This window comes from Mycobacteriales bacterium (assembly GCA_035995165.1).
Classification (GTDB): domain Bacteria; phylum Actinomycetota; class Actinomycetes; order Mycobacteriales; family CADCTP01; genus CADCTP01.
The window spans coordinates 1-16,949 of sequence record DASYKU010000018.1 but is presented as its reverse complement, the minus strand read 5'-3'; the positions used below and the strand labels follow the sequence as shown (position 1 = coordinate 16,949).

The 16,949-nt window shown below is 74.9% G+C and carries 18 protein-coding genes and 2 pseudogenes; 7 read left to right on the top strand and 13 right to left on the bottom strand.

The annotated features are described in order from the left end of the window. Positions 1 to 45: 45 nt before the first annotated feature. Entirely contained in the window at positions 46 to 705 is a 660-nt protein-coding gene (locus tag VGP36_02850; protein HEV7653661.1) for a LysM peptidoglycan-binding domain-containing protein, read from the bottom strand. Positions 706 to 1,026: 321 nt separating this feature from the next. On the opposite strand from VGP36_02850, the gene lexA reads away from it, so the two are divergent. Further along, entirely contained in the window at positions 1,027 to 1,710 is a 684-nt protein-coding gene (lexA, locus tag VGP36_02845) for a transcriptional repressor LexA (GenBank protein ID HEV7653660.1), read from the top strand. Between the two features lie 3 nt (positions 1,711 to 1,713). Here the strand turns inward: lexA and VGP36_02840 are convergent, their stop codons facing one another. The 4 genes from VGP36_02840 to VGP36_02825 are packed head-to-tail and all read right to left on the bottom strand — an operon-like array spanning position 1,714 to position 5,365. After that, positions 1,714 to 2,724, bottom strand: a complete 1,011-nt coding sequence (locus VGP36_02840) for a hypothetical protein (protein ID HEV7653659.1) — start codon at positions 2,722 to 2,724, stop codon at positions 1,714 to 1,716. Beyond that, the gene (locus tag VGP36_02835; GenBank protein ID HEV7653658.1) at positions 2,648 to 3,373 is read right to left on the bottom strand and encodes a phosphatase PAP2 family protein; all 726 of its coding nucleotides are present in this window, start codon (positions 3,371 to 3,373) and stop codon (positions 2,648 to 2,650) included. Before VGP36_02835 ends, VGP36_02840 begins: the two co-directional genes overlap by 77 nt. After that, complete coding sequence (gene hflX / locus VGP36_02830) at positions 3,370 to 4,809, bottom strand: GTPase HflX (protein HEV7653657.1); 1,440 nt, start codon at positions 4,807 to 4,809, stop codon at positions 3,370 to 3,372. Before hflX ends, VGP36_02835 begins: the two co-directional genes overlap by 4 nt. A 43-nt stretch (positions 4,810 to 4,852) precedes the next feature. Beyond that, the gene (locus VGP36_02825) at positions 4,853 to 5,365 is read right to left on the bottom strand and encodes a helix-turn-helix domain-containing protein (protein HEV7653656.1); all 513 of its coding nucleotides are present in this window, start codon (positions 5,363 to 5,365) and stop codon (positions 4,853 to 4,855) included. 53 nt (positions 5,366 to 5,418) lie between these two features. On the opposite strand from VGP36_02825, the gene VGP36_02820 reads away from it, so the two are divergent. Together VGP36_02820 and VGP36_02815 are read left to right on the top strand one after the other, a co-directional pair. Beyond that, positions 5,419 to 6,768, top strand: coding sequence for an MFS transporter (locus VGP36_02820; protein ID HEV7653655.1), 1,350 nt, complete (start codon positions 5,419 to 5,421; stop codon positions 6,766 to 6,768). Positions 6,769 to 7,305: 537 nt separating this feature from the next. Next, on the top strand, positions 7,306 to 8,415 hold the full coding sequence (locus VGP36_02815; protein ID HEV7653654.1) for an RICIN domain-containing protein: 1,110 nt from the start codon (positions 7,306 to 7,308) through the stop codon (positions 8,413 to 8,415). An 86-nt stretch (positions 8,416 to 8,501) separates the two neighbouring features. On the opposite strand, the gene dapF is transcribed toward VGP36_02815, so the two are convergent. The 3 genes from dapF to VGP36_02800 are packed head-to-tail and all read right to left on the bottom strand — an operon-like array spanning position 8,502 to position 10,863. Beyond that, a complete protein-coding gene (dapF, locus tag VGP36_02810) occupies positions 8,502 to 9,287 on the bottom strand; it encodes a diaminopimelate epimerase (GenBank protein ID HEV7653653.1) in 786 nt (261 codons plus the stop codon). Then, positions 9,284 to 10,162, bottom strand: coding sequence for a tRNA (adenosine(37)-N6)-dimethylallyltransferase MiaA (miaA, locus tag VGP36_02805; protein ID HEV7653652.1), 879 nt, complete (start codon positions 10,160 to 10,162; stop codon positions 9,284 to 9,286). Before miaA ends, dapF begins: the two co-directional genes overlap by 4 nt. Further along, the gene (locus VGP36_02800) at positions 10,159 to 10,863 is read right to left on the bottom strand and encodes a hypothetical protein (GenBank protein HEV7653651.1); all 705 of its coding nucleotides are present in this window, start codon (positions 10,861 to 10,863) and stop codon (positions 10,159 to 10,161) included. Before VGP36_02800 ends, miaA begins: the two co-directional genes overlap by 4 nt. Before the next feature lie 102 nt (positions 10,864 to 10,965). Between VGP36_02800 and VGP36_02795 the strand changes: the two genes are divergently transcribed. After that, positions 10,966 to 12,177 carry a DUF349 domain-containing protein gene (locus VGP36_02795; protein ID HEV7653650.1) on the top strand — a complete coding sequence of 404 codons (1,212 nt, stop codon included), beginning with the start codon at positions 10,966 to 10,968 and terminating at the stop codon, positions 12,175 to 12,177. Then, a complete protein-coding gene (locus tag VGP36_02790; GenBank protein HEV7653649.1) occupies positions 12,141 to 12,692 on the top strand; it encodes a hypothetical protein in 552 nt (183 codons plus the stop codon). The genes VGP36_02795 and VGP36_02790 overlap by 37 nt, the downstream gene beginning before the upstream one ends. Here VGP36_02790 and VGP36_02785 read toward each other — a convergent pair. Then, complete coding sequence (locus VGP36_02785) at positions 12,689 to 13,438, bottom strand: SDR family oxidoreductase (GenBank protein HEV7653648.1); 750 nt, start codon at positions 13,436 to 13,438, stop codon at positions 12,689 to 12,691. The genes VGP36_02790 and VGP36_02785 overlap by 4 nt on opposite strands. 92 nt (positions 13,439 to 13,530) lie before the next feature. Between VGP36_02785 and VGP36_02780 the strand changes: the two genes are divergently transcribed. Beyond that, complete coding sequence (locus tag VGP36_02780; GenBank protein ID HEV7653647.1) at positions 13,531 to 14,190, top strand: NAD(P)-binding domain-containing protein; 660 nt, start codon at positions 13,531 to 13,533, stop codon at positions 14,188 to 14,190. Here the strand turns inward: VGP36_02780 and VGP36_02775 are convergent. From VGP36_02775 to VGP36_02760, 4 genes and pseudogenes are all read right to left on the bottom strand, one after another. Further along, a complete protein-coding gene (locus tag VGP36_02775) occupies positions 14,163 to 14,687 on the bottom strand; it encodes a DUF488 domain-containing protein (GenBank protein ID HEV7653646.1) in 525 nt (174 codons plus the stop codon). The two genes, VGP36_02780 and VGP36_02775, sit on opposite strands and share 28 nt — an antisense overlap. Next, positions 14,684 to 15,196, bottom strand: a complete 513-nt coding sequence (locus VGP36_02770; GenBank protein HEV7653645.1) for a DinB family protein — start codon at positions 15,194 to 15,196, stop codon at positions 14,684 to 14,686. Before VGP36_02770 ends, VGP36_02775 begins: the two co-directional genes overlap by 4 nt. Continuing rightward, positions 15,193 to 15,711 carry a DinB family protein gene (locus VGP36_02765; GenBank protein ID HEV7653644.1) on the bottom strand — a complete coding sequence of 173 codons (519 nt, stop codon included), beginning with the start codon at positions 15,709 to 15,711 and terminating at the stop codon, positions 15,193 to 15,195. Before VGP36_02765 ends, VGP36_02770 begins: the two co-directional genes overlap by 4 nt. 31 nt (positions 15,712 to 15,742) lie before the next feature. Further along, positions 15,743 to 16,639: pseudogene (locus VGP36_02760) on the bottom strand (MiaB/RimO family radical SAM methylthiotransferase). On the opposite strand from VGP36_02760, the pseudogene VGP36_02755 reads away from it, so the two are divergent. After that, positions 16,632 to 16,949: pseudogene (locus VGP36_02755) on the top strand (tRNA (N6-isopentenyl adenosine(37)-C2)-methylthiotransferase MiaB). The pseudogenes VGP36_02760 and VGP36_02755 overlap by 8 nt on opposite strands.

Sequence of the window (16,949 nt, the reverse complement as noted above, 5' to 3'; positions counted from 1 at the left end):
CCGCAGAGCCTGGCCCGAGCGGCTGCCGCGCTCAGGACGGCGTGGTCAGGGAGCGCGCAGCAGGAGGGTCTGGCCGGCTCGCACGTCGGTGCCGGGCAGCTGGTTGAGCTCGCGGATCGAATCGACCACCGTCCGCGGGTCGCGCTGCGGGGCCACCCGCTCGGCGATGCTCCAGAGCGTCTCCCCCGGCGCGACCACGACCTGGGTCGGCGCGGACGCCGGGACCGGCGGCCCGGACAGCGACCCCACCCGGGACGTCACCCCGACGACCGCGAGCACGGCGATGAGCAGGATCGCCGCGGTCGCGGCCAGCCGGCCGCGCCGGGTCAGCCGCAGCCGGCCCCCCGCGGGCCGGACCACCCGCGCGCCGGCCGGGTGCAGCGGAACGGGACCGGCCGGGCGGTGCACCCGGCCGGTCCCCGGCTCCGGCGCGATGTCCGGCTGCAGCTCGGGCTCCGGCACGAGGGTCAGCGGCCGCCGGGGCTCGACCAGCGCAAGGACCTCGGCCGGCGTCCGGGCCGACACCGGCATCCGGGCCGAGGCCGGCGTCCGGGCCGAGGACGGCGTCCGGGCCGAGGACGCACGGACGGTGGCCACGCGGGCCAGGCGGGCCGCGGACGGCGTGCGGCCGGTGGCACGCACGCGACGGCGCAGCTCCGCACGACGGGCGACGAGCACCGGCGGCAGCTCCGGGGCGACGGTCATCGCGAGTCCTCCCTGTCCAACCACGTCGACATCTCTCGAACACAGGTTCGATCGAACCTCTGTGCGACTTTGTACACCGGGGGTCCGACAGAATCGAGACTTACCGGCGTGTCGTTCGAACAGATGTTTGATAACTGTCGGTGCCGGTCGCTAACTTGACGATCACGAACACCGAGCACGGGCCCGCAGCGCTGGGGCCCCGGCGTTCGCGCCACGCGGGCGCGGCGAGGAGGAGAGGTCATGGCGGCAGGGTCGGGCGACAGGAGACGCGCGAGCGGTGGATCGCGGGGGCAGGCGCCGCCGGGGACGCCGGAGCCGGCGGTGGTGCGCGACTTCCCCGACAGCGCGGTCGACTCCACCGGGCTGACCCAGCGCCAGCGCCGGATCCTGGAGGTCATCCGGGAGGCCGTGGCCAAGCAGGGCTACCCGCCCAGCGTCCGGGAGATCGGCCAGGCGGTCGGGCTCACCTCGACCTCCAGCGTCGCCCACCAGCTGACCACGCTGGAGCGCAAGGGCTACATCCGGCGCGACCCCAATCGGCCCCGGGCCGTGGACGTGCGGCCGCCGGAGAGCGTGTCGGCGCCGCGGGCGCCGGTGCCGGACGAGGAGGCGGACCGCTTCGCCCACCCCGCCCCGACGTACGTGCCGGTGGTCGGCCGGATCGCCGCCGGCGGCCCGGTCCTGGCCGAGCAGTACGTGGAGGACGTCTTCCCGCTCCCCCGCGAGCTGGTCGGCGAGGGCACGCTGTTCCTGTTGCGGGTCGTCGGTGACTCGATGATCGACGCGGCGATCGCGGACGGCGACTGGGTCGTGGTGCGCCAGCAGCCGGTGGCCGACAACGGCGACATCGTCGCGGCGATGATCGACGGCGAGGCGACCGTGAAGACCTACCGGCGACGCGACGGGCACGTGTGGCTGCTGCCGCACAACCCGGCGTACGCGCCGATTCCCGGGGATGACGCGACCGTGCTCGGCCGCGTCGTGACGGTTCTGCGGAAGGTCTGACCCTCAGCCCCGCCGCCGGGCCACCAGGTAGGAGATGACGGCGCCGAGCAGTATGACGGCGCCGACCGGCAGCACCAGTGTCCGCACCCACTCGGCGACGTCGAGACCCGGCCCGGGGTCCGCGTCGGCGGGCTGCGGCGCGGGGGTCGTGGTCGCGGGCGCGGCGACCGCGTCCCCGAGCGGGATCTCGTGCACCGGGCCCGGGATCTTCTCGGTGCTCGTCAGCAGCGACCGCCCGTCGGCGCTGAACGTGACCCCCTCGCCCTGCGCGGTCGGCGGGAGCGGGATCCGGCGCCGGTCCCCGCCGGACAGCGCCGCCGCGACGTCGCCGTCCGGCGCCGCCCAGACGTACGCGTCGGTGTACGTGCGCAGCACCACCGTCCGCCCGTCCGGCGACACCGCGCCGCCGGTCACCAGGACCTGACCGGCCGTCCCGACCGGACCGCCGGCCGTGCCGGTCGGCAGCAGGCCGATCGAGGCGACCCGGCGCAGCGCGGTCGGCCGGGACCCCGACAGCGGGCCGACCGGGGTGTAGACGTTCGAGGTCAGCGGCTCCTTGGTCGCGATGAGGAACTGTCCCGACGGGGTCAGCAGGATCGCCTCGGCGTCGTGCGGCCCGTCCGGGTACGTGAGCCGGAACAGCGCCGCCGACCCGTCCGGCCGGATCCGCTCCAGCGCCACGGTCGAGCGGTTCAGCGAGTTGTCGCCGGTGTCGGCCAGCCAGAGCGTCCCGTCCGAGGCCCGGGCCAGGTCCTCCACGTCGTACGGGTCGATGCCGGCCTGGATCAGGCGGACCACCCGGCAGGACCGGTCCAGCTCGAAGACCTGCAGCCGGCTGCCGCCGTCGTTGATCGTCCAGAGCCGGTCCGCGGTCGCGGCCAGCCCGCTGGACTCGGTGATGCGGGGATCCCGGATCGTGCAGAGCGTCCGGACCGAATCAGCCCGCGCCGGGCCCGGCCCCGACAGAAGAAAGAGCACCACCAGCACGATCAGCAGCCGGCCCCCGTCGCGCACGCCGCCAGTGTCCCAACGCGAGCCGCTCCGTCTGCAGCAGGACCGTGCACAGCGCGACCGCGGCGACCAGGTCGGTGGCCCAGTGGTAGTCGCGCAGCACCATCCCGACCATCACCATCAGCGGCCCGAGCCAGCTCAGCAGCCAGGCGACCGACCGGGATACCGCGTACTGCGGGTAGTCGGCGACAACCGCGTACAGGCCGCCCCAGAGGATGACGGAGGTCGCGGTGTGCCCGGACGGATACGACCGGAACATCTCCGGGCCGTGCACCCCGGACGGCGCGGTCCGCCCGATGCCGTACTTGAAGGCGAGCACGACCGCGGCCGCCGCGGCGGCCAGTACGGCGATCCGCACCAGCGGCATGATCGTGCGGGCGCGCAGGCAGATCCAGCCGACCGCGATCAGCACGATCACGCCGACGACCTCGCGGTCGCCGAAGTTGACCATCTGGTCGGCCTTGAACTGCCAGGGCCGCTTCCAGCCCTTGCCGGGGATCCCGGTCGAGCGGGCCCACTCCGACACGGCGTGGTCGAGATGGGTCAGCGGCCCCCCGGCCAGTACGTCAACGGTGATCAGTACGTAGACGACGAGCGCCGCGAGAAGCAGCCTCGGTGACCCGCCCGGAGCCCCCCGCGGGCGGGCCGTCACCCGCTCGCGACCGCGTACGCCGACAAGGCCCCGGCCAGGTCCCCGGACACCCGCGCGGCCAGCAGGGTGCCGTCGCCGGTGTGCTCCTCGGCCAGCACCTCGCCGGTGGAGTGCACCCGGGAGACCAGGTCGCCGCGCTCGTACGGGACGAGCACGTGGACCTCGACCGACGGCCGCGGCAGCCGGGCCTCGATCGCATCCGTCAGCTGCTCCAGCCCGCGCCCGGTCCGGGCCGAGACGAACACCGCGTCCGGCGCGACCCGCCGCAGCCGGGTCAGCGTGTCCTCGTCGGCCGTGTCGATCTTGTTGATCACCAGCAGCTCGGGCACGTGCAGGGCGTCGATCTCGCCCAGCACCTCCCGGACCGCGGAGATCTGGCCCTCCGGGTCGGCGTCGGAGCCGTCGACCACGTGCAGGACCAGGTCGGAGTCGGCGACCTCCTCCAGCGTCGAGCGGAACGCCTCGACCAGCTGGTGCGGCAGGTGCCGGACGAAGCCGACCGTGTCGGCGATGGTGAACTCGCGCCCGTCCGGGGTCTGGGAGCGGCGCACGGTCGGGTCCAGGGTCGCGAACAACGCGTCCTCGACCAGCACGCCCGCCCCGGTCAGCCGGTTGAGCAGCGAGGACTTGCCGGCGTTGGTGTAGCCGGCGAGCACCACCGAGGGCGTCTCGTGCCGGACCCGCTCCTGCCGCTGGACCGCCCGGGTGGCGCCCAGGTCGCCGAGCTGGCGGCGCAGCTTCGCGATCTTGGTGTTGATCCGGCGCCGGTCGGTCTCGATCTTGGTCTCACCGGGGCCGCGGGTGCCGATGCCGCCACCGCCGGCGACGCGACCGCCGGCCTGCCGGGACATCGACTCACCCCAGCCCCGCAGCCGCGGCAGCATGTACTGCAGCTGGGCCAGCTCGACCTGGGCCTTGCCCTCCCGGCTGCTCGCGTGCTGGGCGAAGATGTCGAGGATCAGCGCGGTCCGGTCGATGACCTTGACCTTGACGATCTCCTCCAGCTTGCGCAGCTGGCCGGGGGTGAGCTCGCCGTCGCAGACGACCGTGTCGGCGCCGGTGGAGACCACGATGTCGCGGACCTCCTTGGCCTTGCCCGAGCCCAGGTACGTCGCCGGGTCCGGCCGGTCCCGCCGCTGCTGGACGCCGTCGAGCACCTGCGAGCCGGCCGTCTCGGCCAGCCGCGCCAGCTCGGCCAGCGAGTTCTCGGCCTCGGCCGCGGTGCCGGTGGTCCAGACGCCGACGAGCACCACCCGCTCCAGCCGGAGCTGCCGGTACTCGACCTCGGTGACATCCTCGAGCTCGGTCGCCAGCCCGGGCACGCGGCGCAGCGCCTGGCGGTCCTCGAGGTCGAAGGACTCGACGTCGATGTCCTCGAACGGCTCGGCGTTGGAGGACTCGGGACGGGGCGTGGGATCGGACAGTGGTTGCGTCATCGTCCTCCGATGGTGGCACGGTCCGGGCGGACCGGCACCGTTTTTACACCGGGCGGTCGTCGCGGTGCAGTCCGAGGAACAGTGACCAGGGCTCGCCGTCGGAGCCGCGCAACCGGAACTCCTCGATCAGCTCGTACAGGCGGCGGGTCAGCTCCTCGTGCTCGGCCGGGGTCAGGCGCAGGCCCATCCGGGTGCTGTCGACGTTCTCGACGCCGACCCGCTGCACGTCCTCCAGGAACGCCTGCACCAGCGTCCCGGTCCGGACCATCCTGTCGTCCTGGTCGGCGACGTCGAGGGTCCAGGACTTGCCGGTCGCCCGGTACGGCACCTCGCGGGCGCCGCGGGCCCCGCGCCGCTCCGGCTCGGCGGTGAGGAAGCCGGTCCGCACCAGGGTCCGGACGTGGTGCAGGACGCTGGCCGGGTCCCGGTCGAGCCGGGCGGCGATCTCCTTGTTGGTCAGCGAGACGTCCAGGCACAGGCGGAGGATCCGCAGCCGCAGCGACGAGGCCAGCGCCCGCGCCTCGTCCTCGGTCGCGGCCCGCCGCTCGGTCGTCACCGCGTCAGCATAAGTGATTGACAAACCTCAATCACTGCCGCACGCTACCGACCGTGCAGACCACGCTGATCCGCCACGCCGACTTCCGCCGGCTGTGGGCGGCCGACGCGCTCAGCCAGGGCGGCACCCAGATCACGGTCATCGCGCTGCCGCTGCTGCTGATCAAGGTGCTGGACGCCGGGCCGTTCGAGGTCGGGTTGCTGACCACGTGCGAGTTCCTGGCGTTCCTCGTCATCGGGCTGCCGGCCGGCGTCTGGGTCGACCGGATGCGGCGGCGCAACGTGCTCATGGTCGCCGACCTGGTCCGCGGCCTGCTGTTCGGCTCGCTGCCGCTGGCCTGGGCCCTGGACGTGCTCACCCTCCCCCAGGTGTACGCGGTGGCCCTGCTGGGCGGGGTCTGCACGGTGTTCTTCGACGTCGCGTACCAGTCGTACCTGCCGCACCTGGTCGGGCGGGACAACCTGGTCGAGGGCAACGCCAAGCTGCAGGGCACCCAGTCGGTCGCCCAGGTCGCCGGTCCGACCGTCGGCGGGCTGCTCGTGCAGGCCGTCACCGCGCCGTACGCGATCCTGGTCGACGCGCTGTCCTTCCTCTGGTCCGCGGCCTGGATCACCTCGATCCGGTCCCGCGAGGCCCACCCCGAGCGGGCGCCGGACCGGCACCTCGGCCGGGAGATGAAGGAGGGGCTGAGCTTCGTGCTCGGCCACCCGCTGCTGCGGGCGATCACCGCCTGCACCGGGACAGCCAACCTGTTCACGAACGTGTCGATGACCGTGTTCGTGGTGCTGCTGGCCGACGCCGGGCAGCTGAACCTCTCGGCCGGCACGATCGGGCTGCTGTTCAGCGCGGCCGCGGTCGGCGGGCTGGTCGGCGCGCTGGTCGCCCGGCGGTTCGCGGAGCTGGTCGGGCAGGGGCCGGCGCTGTGGATGTCGATCGCGCTGCAGGCGCCGACGATGCTGGCCCAGCCGTTCGTGCAGCGGGGCTGGCTGCTGGTGCTGGTCGCCGCGCTCTCGGTGGTGTCCGGGATGACCGTGGTCGTCTACAACGTGACGCAGGTGTCGTTCCGGCAGCTGCTCTGCCCGGAGCGGCTGCTCGGCCGGATGAACGCGACGATCCGGTTCGCGGTGTGGGGCACGATCCCGATCGGCGCGCTGATCGGCGGCATCCTCGGCTCGACGATCGGGCTGCGGCCGACGCTCTGGGTCGCGGTCGCCGGATCCGCGCTGGCGGTACTGCCGGTCTTCTTCTCGCCGCTGCGGACCATGCGCGAGCTGCCCACCGAGTACGTCCCCGCCGGCGCGGCCGTCCCGGGCGGCCCCGTCGAGGTGGTGCCCGCAGCGGTGCCGGCGCAGGGGGTGCCGGCGGCTGGCGTCGCGGGCGAGCCCGGGAATGGGGCACCATAGCCAGCCGTGGGACGGCACCAGGCACCTGATGCGACGGGGATGCACCCCGATGTCGCGTCCGTACCGTCCCCGTCACCGGAACCGCCGGGCGAGTGGACCGACCCGTCCGCGACACCGCTGACCCCACCGACCTACCGGCTCCCCACCCCGGCGCCCGCTCCGGACCCGGATCCGACGCCCGCCCCGGGTTCCACGCCCGCCCCGGCCCCGATGCCTACCCCGGCGCCCGGGCCTGCTCCTACGCCCAGACCCGCTTCGGGCCCGACGCCGACGCCCTCCCCGGCGCCGCGCCCGATGCCCTCCCCGGGCCCGGCGCCTGCTCCGCGGCCGGGCCCGACGCCCGCACCGGCGCCCGCTCCGCCGCCCGGGCCCACGCCGGCACCTTCCCCGCCGGCACCGACGCGGCCCCCGGTGCCGTCGCCGGCACCGGTGCCGTCTCCCCCGCCCGCGCCGTCGCCGACGCCCGCACCGTCCCCGCCGCCGGCGTCCGGCGTGTTCCCGCGGGTCGCGCGGGGCGGGGATCCGGACGCGACGACTGTGCTGCCGCCGCTGCCGGTCGGCGCGACCCGGGCCGACCTCTGGCCCAGCCGCACGAACGGCGCGGCGCCGAACGCGGCCCCGACTCGGGCGAACGGCGCGGCGCCGAACCCGACTCGGGCGAACGGCGCGGCGCCGAAGGACGCGCCGCCGGTGTTCCCGATGGTCGGCCCCGTCATCGGGACCCCGGTGCCCCCACCTCTGTTCGGCGGTCCGCAGCCCTCCGCCGACGGCGGGGAGGAGCCGTTCCACCAGGAGTACAGCACCGGGATGTTCAGCCGGGTGCTGCTCACCGGCCTCGGCGGCTCGGCCGAGCCGGACCCGCCGCCGACGCCTGCCCCGCCCGCGCCGCCGACCAGGCGGGAGCGCGTCGCCGCCACGATCCGCCGGCTCGCGGCCCGCGTCGGCGCCCTGCGCGGCGACGAGAAGACCGCGATGCTCGCCGTCGGCGCGGTCGTCCTGGTCGTACTGGTGATGCTGGCGATCCTCGTCGTGGTGATCCGGCTGGCCGGCGGCCACGACGACCCGGCGCCCGCCCCGGCCGCCGCGCCGATCGCGAGCGTGACCCCGGCGGCGTCCGCGAGCACGACCCCGGACCCGGACGCGACCCCGACCGACAGCCCGACCGGCAGCCCGCTGCCCCCGTCCGGCGGCACGTTCGCCTCGCGGCACTCGGGCCTGTGCCTGGCCGCCCCTCAGGGCCGTACGGACCCGGGCGCGCAGCTGGTCCAGCGCACCTGCGGGACCGACTTCGGCACCGGCTTCCTGCTCGTCGGCAAGGACCAGCCCGGGACGTACGAGCTGGTGAGCTCGGCGACGAGCCTGTGCGCGGACGTGCTCAACGCCTCCGTGGACGACGGCGCGCCGGTGGACCAGTGGGACTGCAACGGCGGCGCGAACCAGACCTTCGTGCTGCGCCCGCTGCTGGACACCGCGGGCGCGGACACCGGCTACGTGCAGATCATCGCCGCGCACAGCGGCAAGTGCCTGGACGTCACCGCGATCTCGGCCGACCAGAACGCGCTCATCCAGCAGTACACCTGCCGCGACCCGGCGGCCGAGATCGACCCCGCGGCCGGCAACCAGAGCTGGCGCTTCAGCGGCAACTGAGCGCCACCCGGCCGACCGGGATCAGCACCGGCCAGGCCGGACCGGCCCCGGCGGCCGGCGCCGCCCGGCCGCGGCGGCCAGGCGGTTCAGCGGCGACCGAGCGCGGCCAGGTCGACCTCGCCGGAGGCGACGAGCACCGCGGGTCCGGACAGCAGGACCGGCCCCGCCGACAACCAGGTGACCGACAGCCGCCCGCCCGGCACGTCCACCGTCCAGGGCTCGTCCAGCCCGGCCCCGTCGGACCAGGCGACCGCGGCCACGACGGCCGCGCAGACCCCGGTGCCGCAGGACCGGGTCTCCCCCACCCCGCGCTCGTGCACCCGCAGCGCCAGCGAGCGCGGTCCGCGCCGGACGACCCACTCGACGTTCTGCCCGTCCGGCAGCGGGGGCCGTACGTCGGGAGCGTGGCTCAGGTCGAGTGCGTCCAGCGCGGCCAGGTCGGGCAGCTCGACGACCACGTGCGGGTTGCCCATGCTGATCGCGGTGCCGGGCAGCCCGCCCACGACCGGCGAGGCGGTCAGCGCCACCGGCTCGCCCATCTCCGCGGTCACGTCGCCCTCGGCCGGCACCTGCACGGTCCGCACGCCCGCCCGGGTCCCGATCGGCAGCGCGCCCGGCTCGGCCAGCCCCGCGGTCACCAGGTAGCGGGCGAACACCCGGATCCCGTTGCCGCACATCTCCGCGATCGAGCCGTCGGCGTTCCAGTAGTCCATGACGAAGCCGCCGTCGCCGCGCTCGACCCGCAGCACGCCGTCCGCACCCAGGCCGGTCCGCCGGTCGCAGAGCGCCCGGACCGTCTCCGGGTCCAGCGGCGGCGCGTCCGGGAGCACGACGAAGTCGTTCTCGGTGCCGTGCCCCTTCACGAACATCACCGGACGAGGGTACGAGCCTCCGCCAGCAGGTCGACGCCGGCGCCGTCCAGCCAGTGCACCCGCGGGTCGCGGCGGAACCAGGACCGCTGCCGCCGGACGAACCGGCGGGTGGCCCGGACGGTCTCGGCCTTGGCCGCGGGCGTGTCGCCGAGCGTGAGCACCTGCTGGTAGCCCAGCGCCCGGCTCGCGGTCGGCCCGTCCCGCAGCCCGGACGCCGCCAACGCCGCGACCTCGGCCACCAGCCCGGCCGCCCACATGCGCTCGACCCGGGCCTCGACCCGCTCGTCCAGGTCGGCCCGGTCCAGTCCGATCTGGACGGTGTCGAAGTGCTCGGCCGGCGCCGGCAGCGTCGCGGTGAACGGCCGGCCGGTCAGCTCGAGGACCTCCAGCGCCCGCACCAGCCGGCGGCCGTTGGAGGGCAGGATTCCCTGCGCCGCAACGGGGTCCACCTCGGACAGTCGCGTGTGGAGGGCGGCCGGGCCGTCCGCGGCCAGCTCGGCCTCCAGCCGGGCCCGCAGCGCCGGGTCGGTGCCGGGGAACTCGAGCTGGTCGACGACGGCGCGGACGTAGAGGCCGGAACCGCCGACCAGGAACGGGATCCGGCCGCGGCCGAGCACGTCCTCGACCGCGGCCCGGGCCAGCTTCTGGTAGTCGGCCACGCTGGCCCGCTCGGTGACGTCCCAGACGTCGAGCAGGTGGTGCGGGACCCCGCGCCGCTCGGCCGCGGTCGGCTTGGCCGTGCCGACGTCCATGCCGCGGTAGAGCTGCATCGAGTCGGCGTTGACGACCTCGCCGCCGAGCCGCTCGGCCAGCTCGACCGCGAGCGCCGACTTGCCGGTCGCGGTCGGGCCGACGAGCGCGACGAGCCGGCTCACCGGGCCGTCCAGACCGCGACCACGTACGCCACCCCGTACGGCGCGGACTCGTGCAGCAGCTCGCCCTCGTACGAGCCGGTCGCGGCCTGCCCGGCCACCCGCCAGGCCCGGACGCCGGCCGCGAGCAGCTCCGTACCCAGGACCGGGTCGAGTGCGGCCAGCGCGGGCCCGTCGGCGGTCCGCAGCGCCGCCGCGACCGATTCGTCGAAGCCGACCGCGCGCGGGTCGACGTACCCGGGCGCGGCCTCGGTCCGGCGGGCCGACCCGTCGCCCATCACGAGCAGCGCGCGCCGCCGGCCGGCCCCGTCCAGACCGGCGCCGATCTCGGCCGGGTCGGCGTCCGGCCCGACCATGATCCCCAGCGCCGGGACCGTGGTCCCGGTCAGCAACCAGGCACCGAGCGTGAGCCCGAGCGGCAGCCGGACGCCGTGCCGGGCCGGGACGCCGGAGAGGTCGGCGCCGGGCAGGGCGGCGGAGAGCGGCACGCCGTAGCCGGCCAGGGAGCCGGTCGTCCCCGGCGGAAACCGGCTGGTCACCGGGCCCGTTGCGAGCACGACGACCTCGTCCGGCCCGGTTGCCAGCAGCCGTCCCACGGCGTCCCGGCAGGCGGTCCGCAGCGGGTCCAGCTCGGTCGCCGCCCCGGCGGCCACCGCCGGCACCAGCAGCGGCGGCGAGGGACAGAACGCGATGGCGGGAAGCACTCCGGGAGAGTAGGACGACCGGTTTGTAGCAGAGGGGGTGCCGGGCGGACAGGCCGTACTGAGAGGATGCAGGGGCGCGACGCGCTAGGAGGAACGAGGGCAATGACTGCCAGCAACGAGTGGGGACGGGTCGACGCCGACGGCACGGTCTTCGTGACGACCGCCGAGGGCGAGCGGGCGGTCGGCTCCTGGCATGCGGGCTCCCCGGAGGACGGCCTGGCCCACTTCGCCCGCCGGTACGACGACCTGGACACCGAGATCGGCCTGCTGGAGAGCCGGCTGGGCTCCGGCGCCGGCGACCCGAAGGCGACCCTGGCTCAGGCCACCGCGCTGCACGCCTCGCTGGGCGAGGCCGCGGTCGTCGGTGATCTCGCCGCGCTGGACACCCGGCTGACCGCGCTGCTCGGCGCCGCCCAGGCCAAGCTGGAGCAGGCCGGGGTCGCCCGCGCGGCGGCCCGGGTGGCGGCGGCCGCGGCCAAGGAGAAGCTCGTCCTGGAGGCCGAGGAGCTGTCCCAGAGCTCCCAGTGGAAGGCCACCGGGGACCGGTTCCGGGCCGTCGTCGAGGAGTGGAAGGCGATCCGCGGGGTCGACCGGAAGGCCGACGAGCAGCTGTGGAAGCGGTTCGCGGCGGCCCGGGACGCGTTCACCCGCCGGCGCGGCAGCCACTTCGCCGCCCTGGACGAGCAGCGCGGCCTGGCCCGGACCCGCAAGGAGCAGCTGGTCGCCGAGGCCGAGGGCCTGTCCGGCTCGACCGACTGGGGCCCGACGGCGAACCGCCTCAAGGCCCTGATGACCGAGTGGAAGGCCGCCGGGCGGGCCTCGAAAGAGGCCGAGGAGCAGCTGTGGACCCGGTTCCGGGCCGCGCAGGACGCGTTCTTCGCCGCCCGGGCCGCGACCTTCAGCGAGCGCGACGCCGAGCAGCTGGAGAACCAGAAGGTCAAGGAAGCCCTGATCGGCGAGGCCGAGGCGCTCGACCCGGCCGCCGACCTCAAGGGCGCCCAGGCCCGGCTGCGGGAGATCCAGGAGCGGTACGACGCGGCCGGGCACGTGCCCCGGGACGCGATCCGGACCCTGGACAACCGGATGCGCGCGGCCGAGCAGCGGGTCCGGGAGGCCGGCGACGCCGAATGGAAGCGCGGCAAGGTCGACAGCAACCCGCTGCTGGACCAGCTCCGCGAGACCGTGGCCAAGGCCGAGACCCAGCTGAAGAAGGCCCAGGCCGGCGGCAACACGACCAAGATCGCCGAGGCCGAGGCGGCGGTCGCGGCCCGCCGCGAGTGGCTGACCGAGGCCGAGCGCTCCGTCCGCCGCTGACCCGGCTGGAGTCGTACCGGGTGCTGGCGGCCCGGATCCGGGCGCTCCCCCCGGCCGGCGGCCTGCCGACCCGGCTGGTGGCGGTCGACGGGCGCGGGGCGGCAGGAAAGACGACGTTCGCGGCCCGGCTGGCGACGGCGCTGGGGGGCGCGCCGGTCCTGCACACCGACGACGTGGTCGCCCGGGTCGGGCACCCGTGGTGGCCGGCGCTGGAGGCGGAGCTGGTGACCCGGCTCGGACCCGAGGTCCTCGTCATCGAGGGCGTGTCGGCGTCCCGGCGGGCGATCGCGGACCGGCTGGCGTACGCGATCTGGCTGCACGTGCCGGCCGGGCCGAGGCTCGCCCGCGGGATCGAGCGCGACGGGCCCGGAGCCGCCGCGGGCTGGGCCGGCTACGAGGCCGAGGAGAACGCCTTCTTCGCCGCCGACCCGGCCGCCGAGCGGGCCGACCTGGTCGTGTCCGGAGCGCCCGGCGGGCGCCACGATCCGGACACGCACTACCTCCGGCTGTCCTAGCCGCGGCCGACGAACGGCATCTTCGTGGCCATCACGGTCATCGTGGCGACGTTCGCGTCCAGCGGCAGGCTCGCCATGTAGACGACCGCCCGGGCGACGTCGGCGGCGTCCATCAGCGGCTCCGGCCGGACGCTGCCGTCGGCCTGGGTCGTGCCGGACGCGAACCCGCCGGCCAGTTCGGTCGCCGCGTTGCCGATGTCGAGCTGCCCGCAGGCGATGTCGTACGGGCGGCCGTCCAGCGCGGTCGACTTGGTCAGGCCGGTGATCGCGTGCTTCGTCGCGGTGTACGCGATCGACTGCGGCCGCGGCGTGTGGGCCGAGATCGAGCCGTTGTTGATGATCCGGCCGCCGCGCGGGTCCTGCCGCCGCATGATCCCGAACGCCTCCCGGGTGCAGAGGAAGGCGCCGGTGAGGTTCACCGCGACCACCGAGTTCCAGGTCGACAGCGCGTGCTCGTCCAGCTCGACCGGGCGGGCCGACCGGCCGGCGTTGTTGAACAGCAGGTCGACCCGGCCGTACCGGGCCACCGTGGTCCCGAACAGGGCCCGCACGCTCGCCTCGTCGGTCACGTCGGCGACGACCGGGTCGAGCCGCTCGTGCCCGGCCGCGACCGCCTCCAGCGTGTCCCGGTGGCGGCCGGCGACCACGACGGTCCAGCCGTCCGCGGCCAGCGCGTGGGCGCCGGCCGCGCCGATCCCGCTGCCCCCTCCGGTGACGACGGCGACACGGGACGGGGCGGTGGTCATGGGTCCTCCGATCGACCGGCAGCGGTGTCAATGATCCGCCGACGGCGAACGGGGCTTGACCCGGGCCGGTCCGGCGGGGCTACTTGGCGGCCATGAAGATCGGGGTGCTCGGCACCGGACCGGTGGGACAGGCGATCGCGACCCGGCTCGCGGAGCTCGGCCACGAGGTGACGATGGGCGCGCGGGACGCGGCCAACGAGAAGGCGGCCGCCTGGGCGGCGGAGCACGGCGGCGCCGCGGGCGACTTCCGGCAGGCCGCGGCCGGCGCCGAGCTGGTCGTCAACGCGACCGCCGGCAGCCACGCGGCCGCGGCGGTGGGTCAGGCCGACCCCGGTCCCGGCACGGTCCTGCTCGACGTGTCCAACGCGCTGGACGGCAACTTCCCGCCGGGCCTGACCGTCCCGCCCGGCGACAGCACGGCCGAGCAACTGCAGCGCGCGCACCCGCAGGCCCGTGTGGTCAAGGCGCTGAACACGATGAACTGCGAGGTGATGGTGCACCCGGAGCTGGTGCCCGCCCCGCACGAGGTGTTCGTGGCCGCCGACGACGACGCGGCCAAGGCGGCGGTCACCGCGCTGCTGCAGCAGTTCGGCTGGCCCGAGGGGTCGGTCCGGGACGTCGGCCCGCTCTCGTCCGCCCGTGGGCTGGAGGCCGGGGTGTTGTTCTGGGTCACGCTGCGGGTCGCGCTCGGGCACAACCACTTCAACTTCCACATCGCCGACGCTCAGAGCGGCAACGCGCCCTCGTCGTAGACGAGCCCGTCCGGGGTGATCCGGGCGCCGTCGGTCGGTCGGTGCGGGCTCAGCCGGCCGTCGTGCATCAGGTGCAGGACCGGTACGTCGCGCAGCAGCACGGTGGCGTCCGCGATCAACCGGCGATGGCAGCGCCACCAGACCGTCTCGCTGCACATCACCACGGTGCCGTCGCCTTCCGACAGCACCCGATCCAGTGCACCCCGGAACGGCGGCTGCCGCATCCAGGCCGCGTACCCGCGGAACATCGGCTCCCGCCAGACCACGTCCGGGGAGTCCGTCGGGGATTTCCGGAAGCCGCCGAGGTCGCGCTCCCACTCGTACGCGATGCCGGCCGACGGCAACCACTCGGCCAGCTCGGCCCGGGCGACGTGCGGGTGCCGCTTGCTGCCCGGCGCCGTTCGGACGTCGACCAGCAGCGTCACGCCGGCGCCCCGCAGCAGGCCGGTCAGCGACTCCTGGGAGGCGGTGCCGTGCCCGACGGTCAGCAGCGTCACTCGCCGGTGACGCCGTCGATCGCCTCCCGCAGCAGGTCGGCGTGCCCGTTGTGCCGCGCGTACTCCTCGATCATGTGCACGTAGACCCAGCGCAGCGAGATCGTCTCGCCGTGCTTGCCGACGAACGTCTCGCCCAGGTCGTGGCCCCGGACCGCCGCCTCGGCCGCCTCGACCTCGACCCGGTACGTCGCGAAGTCGGCCACCGGGTCGGCGTCCGGCGGCGGCAGGATGTCGGCGTCCCAGTCGGCCTCGCTGAAGAAGATCGGCGGCGCGTCCTCGCCCGCGAACCGGCGCCGGAACCAGCTGCGCTCGACGTCGGCCAGGTGCCGGACCAGGCCGAGCAGCGACAGCACGGTCGTCGGCAGCGGCCGGGCCGCGAGCTGCTCCGGGGTCAGCTCGGCGCACTTCCACAGCAGCGTCTCGCGGTGATACCGCAGGAAGCCCGCCAGGATGGTCCGCTCGTCGCCGAGATACGGCGGCTCGAACCGGTCGTCCGTCGGCGCGGTCACTCGCCCGTCACCCCGTCGATCGCCTCCCGGAGGAGATCGGCGTGGCCGTTGTGCCGCGCGTACTCCTCGATCAGGTGGATGTAGACCCAGCGCAGCGAGAACGTCCTGCCGCGCTTGTCGGTGTACTCGTGGTCCAGCGGGACGGCCGCGATCTCGGCCCGGATCCGGTCGACCTCGGCCCGGTAGCGGTCGAAGACCTCGGCCGCCGGCACGCTGTCGGTGGCGTCGAAGTCGTCGTTCGGCGCGGCCTCGGTGAAGTAGATCGGGCTGGCCTCGTACGGGAGGTGGTCGAAGAACCAGCCCCGCTCGACCTCGGTGATGTGCCGGACGAGCCCCAGCAGGCTCAGCGTCGAGGTCGGCACCGCTTTGGCGCGCAGCTGCTCGTCGGCCAGCCCGGCGCACTTCCAGAGCAGGGTCTCCCGGTGGAAGTCGAGGAAGCCGTCCAGCAGCAGCCGTTCGGGGCCGGTCTCGGCCGGCTCCGGCCGGGTGTCGGGTGGGACGGTCGCTGTCGTCATGACCCCAACCTAGCGACGGCGTCCGACAGAATTACCGGACGGTCGGCATCCCGAGGAGCACGCCGGGAGTGGTGGGGCGGCGGCCGGCCTCGGACGCGTCGCCGGCCGCAGTGCGCCGGTGCGACAGCGGCGGCCCGTCCGCGACCAGGTGGTGCGGGGCCCCGTACGTCACCGTGGTGGTCACCACGTCGCCCGGCCGGACCGCGGTCACGTCGCAGGCGAAATGCACCAGCCGCCCGTCCCGGGCCCGTCCCGACCGCCGCCCGGTCGCCGCGTCCTTTCGGCCCTCGCCCTCGGCCGCCAGCACCTCGACCGTGGACCCGACCAGCGCCCGGTTCGCGGCCAGCGAGGCCTCGTCCTGCACGGCGACCAGCCGCTCGTACCGCTCCTGGACCACCTCGTGCGGGATCTGGTCGGGCAGCGTGGCGGCCGGCGTCCCGGGGCGGGGCGAGTACTGGAAGGTGAACGCGCCGGCGAAGGAGGCCCCGGCCACCAGGTCCAGGGTGTCCTGGAAGTCGGCCTCGGTCTCGCCCGGGAAGCCGACGATGATGTCGGTGGTGATGGCCGCGTCCGGCATCGCGTCCCGGACCCGGGCCAGGATGCCGAGGTAGCGCTCCCGCCGGTACGAGCGGCGCATCGCCCGCAGCACCGCGTCCGAGCCGGACTGCAGCGGCATGTGCAGCGAGTGGCAGACCGCCGGCGTCTCGGCCATCGCGGCGATCACGTCGTCGGTGAAGTCGCGCGGGTGCGGCGAGGTGAACCGGAGCCGGTCCAGCCCGTCGATGGCGCCGGCCGCCCGCAGCAGCTTGCCAAAGGCGTACCGGTCGCCGAACTCGCGGCCGTAGGAGTTCACGTTCTGCCCGAGCAGTGTCACTTCCAGCACGCCGGACTCGACGAGCGAGCTGATTTCGGCGAGGACATCGGTCGGCGGGTGCCTGGCACAGAAGGACCAGGGCACCATCGTCGAGCGGGCTCCGTGGGTCGACGTCGTGTTCGGGACGCACAACATCGGCTCGCTTCCGGTGCTGCTCGAGCGCGCCCGCGTCGAGCAGGAGGCCCAGGTCGAGATCGCCGAGTCGCTGGAGACGTTCCCCTCAGTGCTGCCGTCCCGGCGCGAGTCCGCGTACTCGGCCTGGGTGTCGATCTCGGTCGGCTGCGACAACACCTGCACCTTCTGCATCGTCCCGTCGCTGCGCGGCACGGAGAAGGACCGCCGCCCCGGTGACATCCTGACCGAG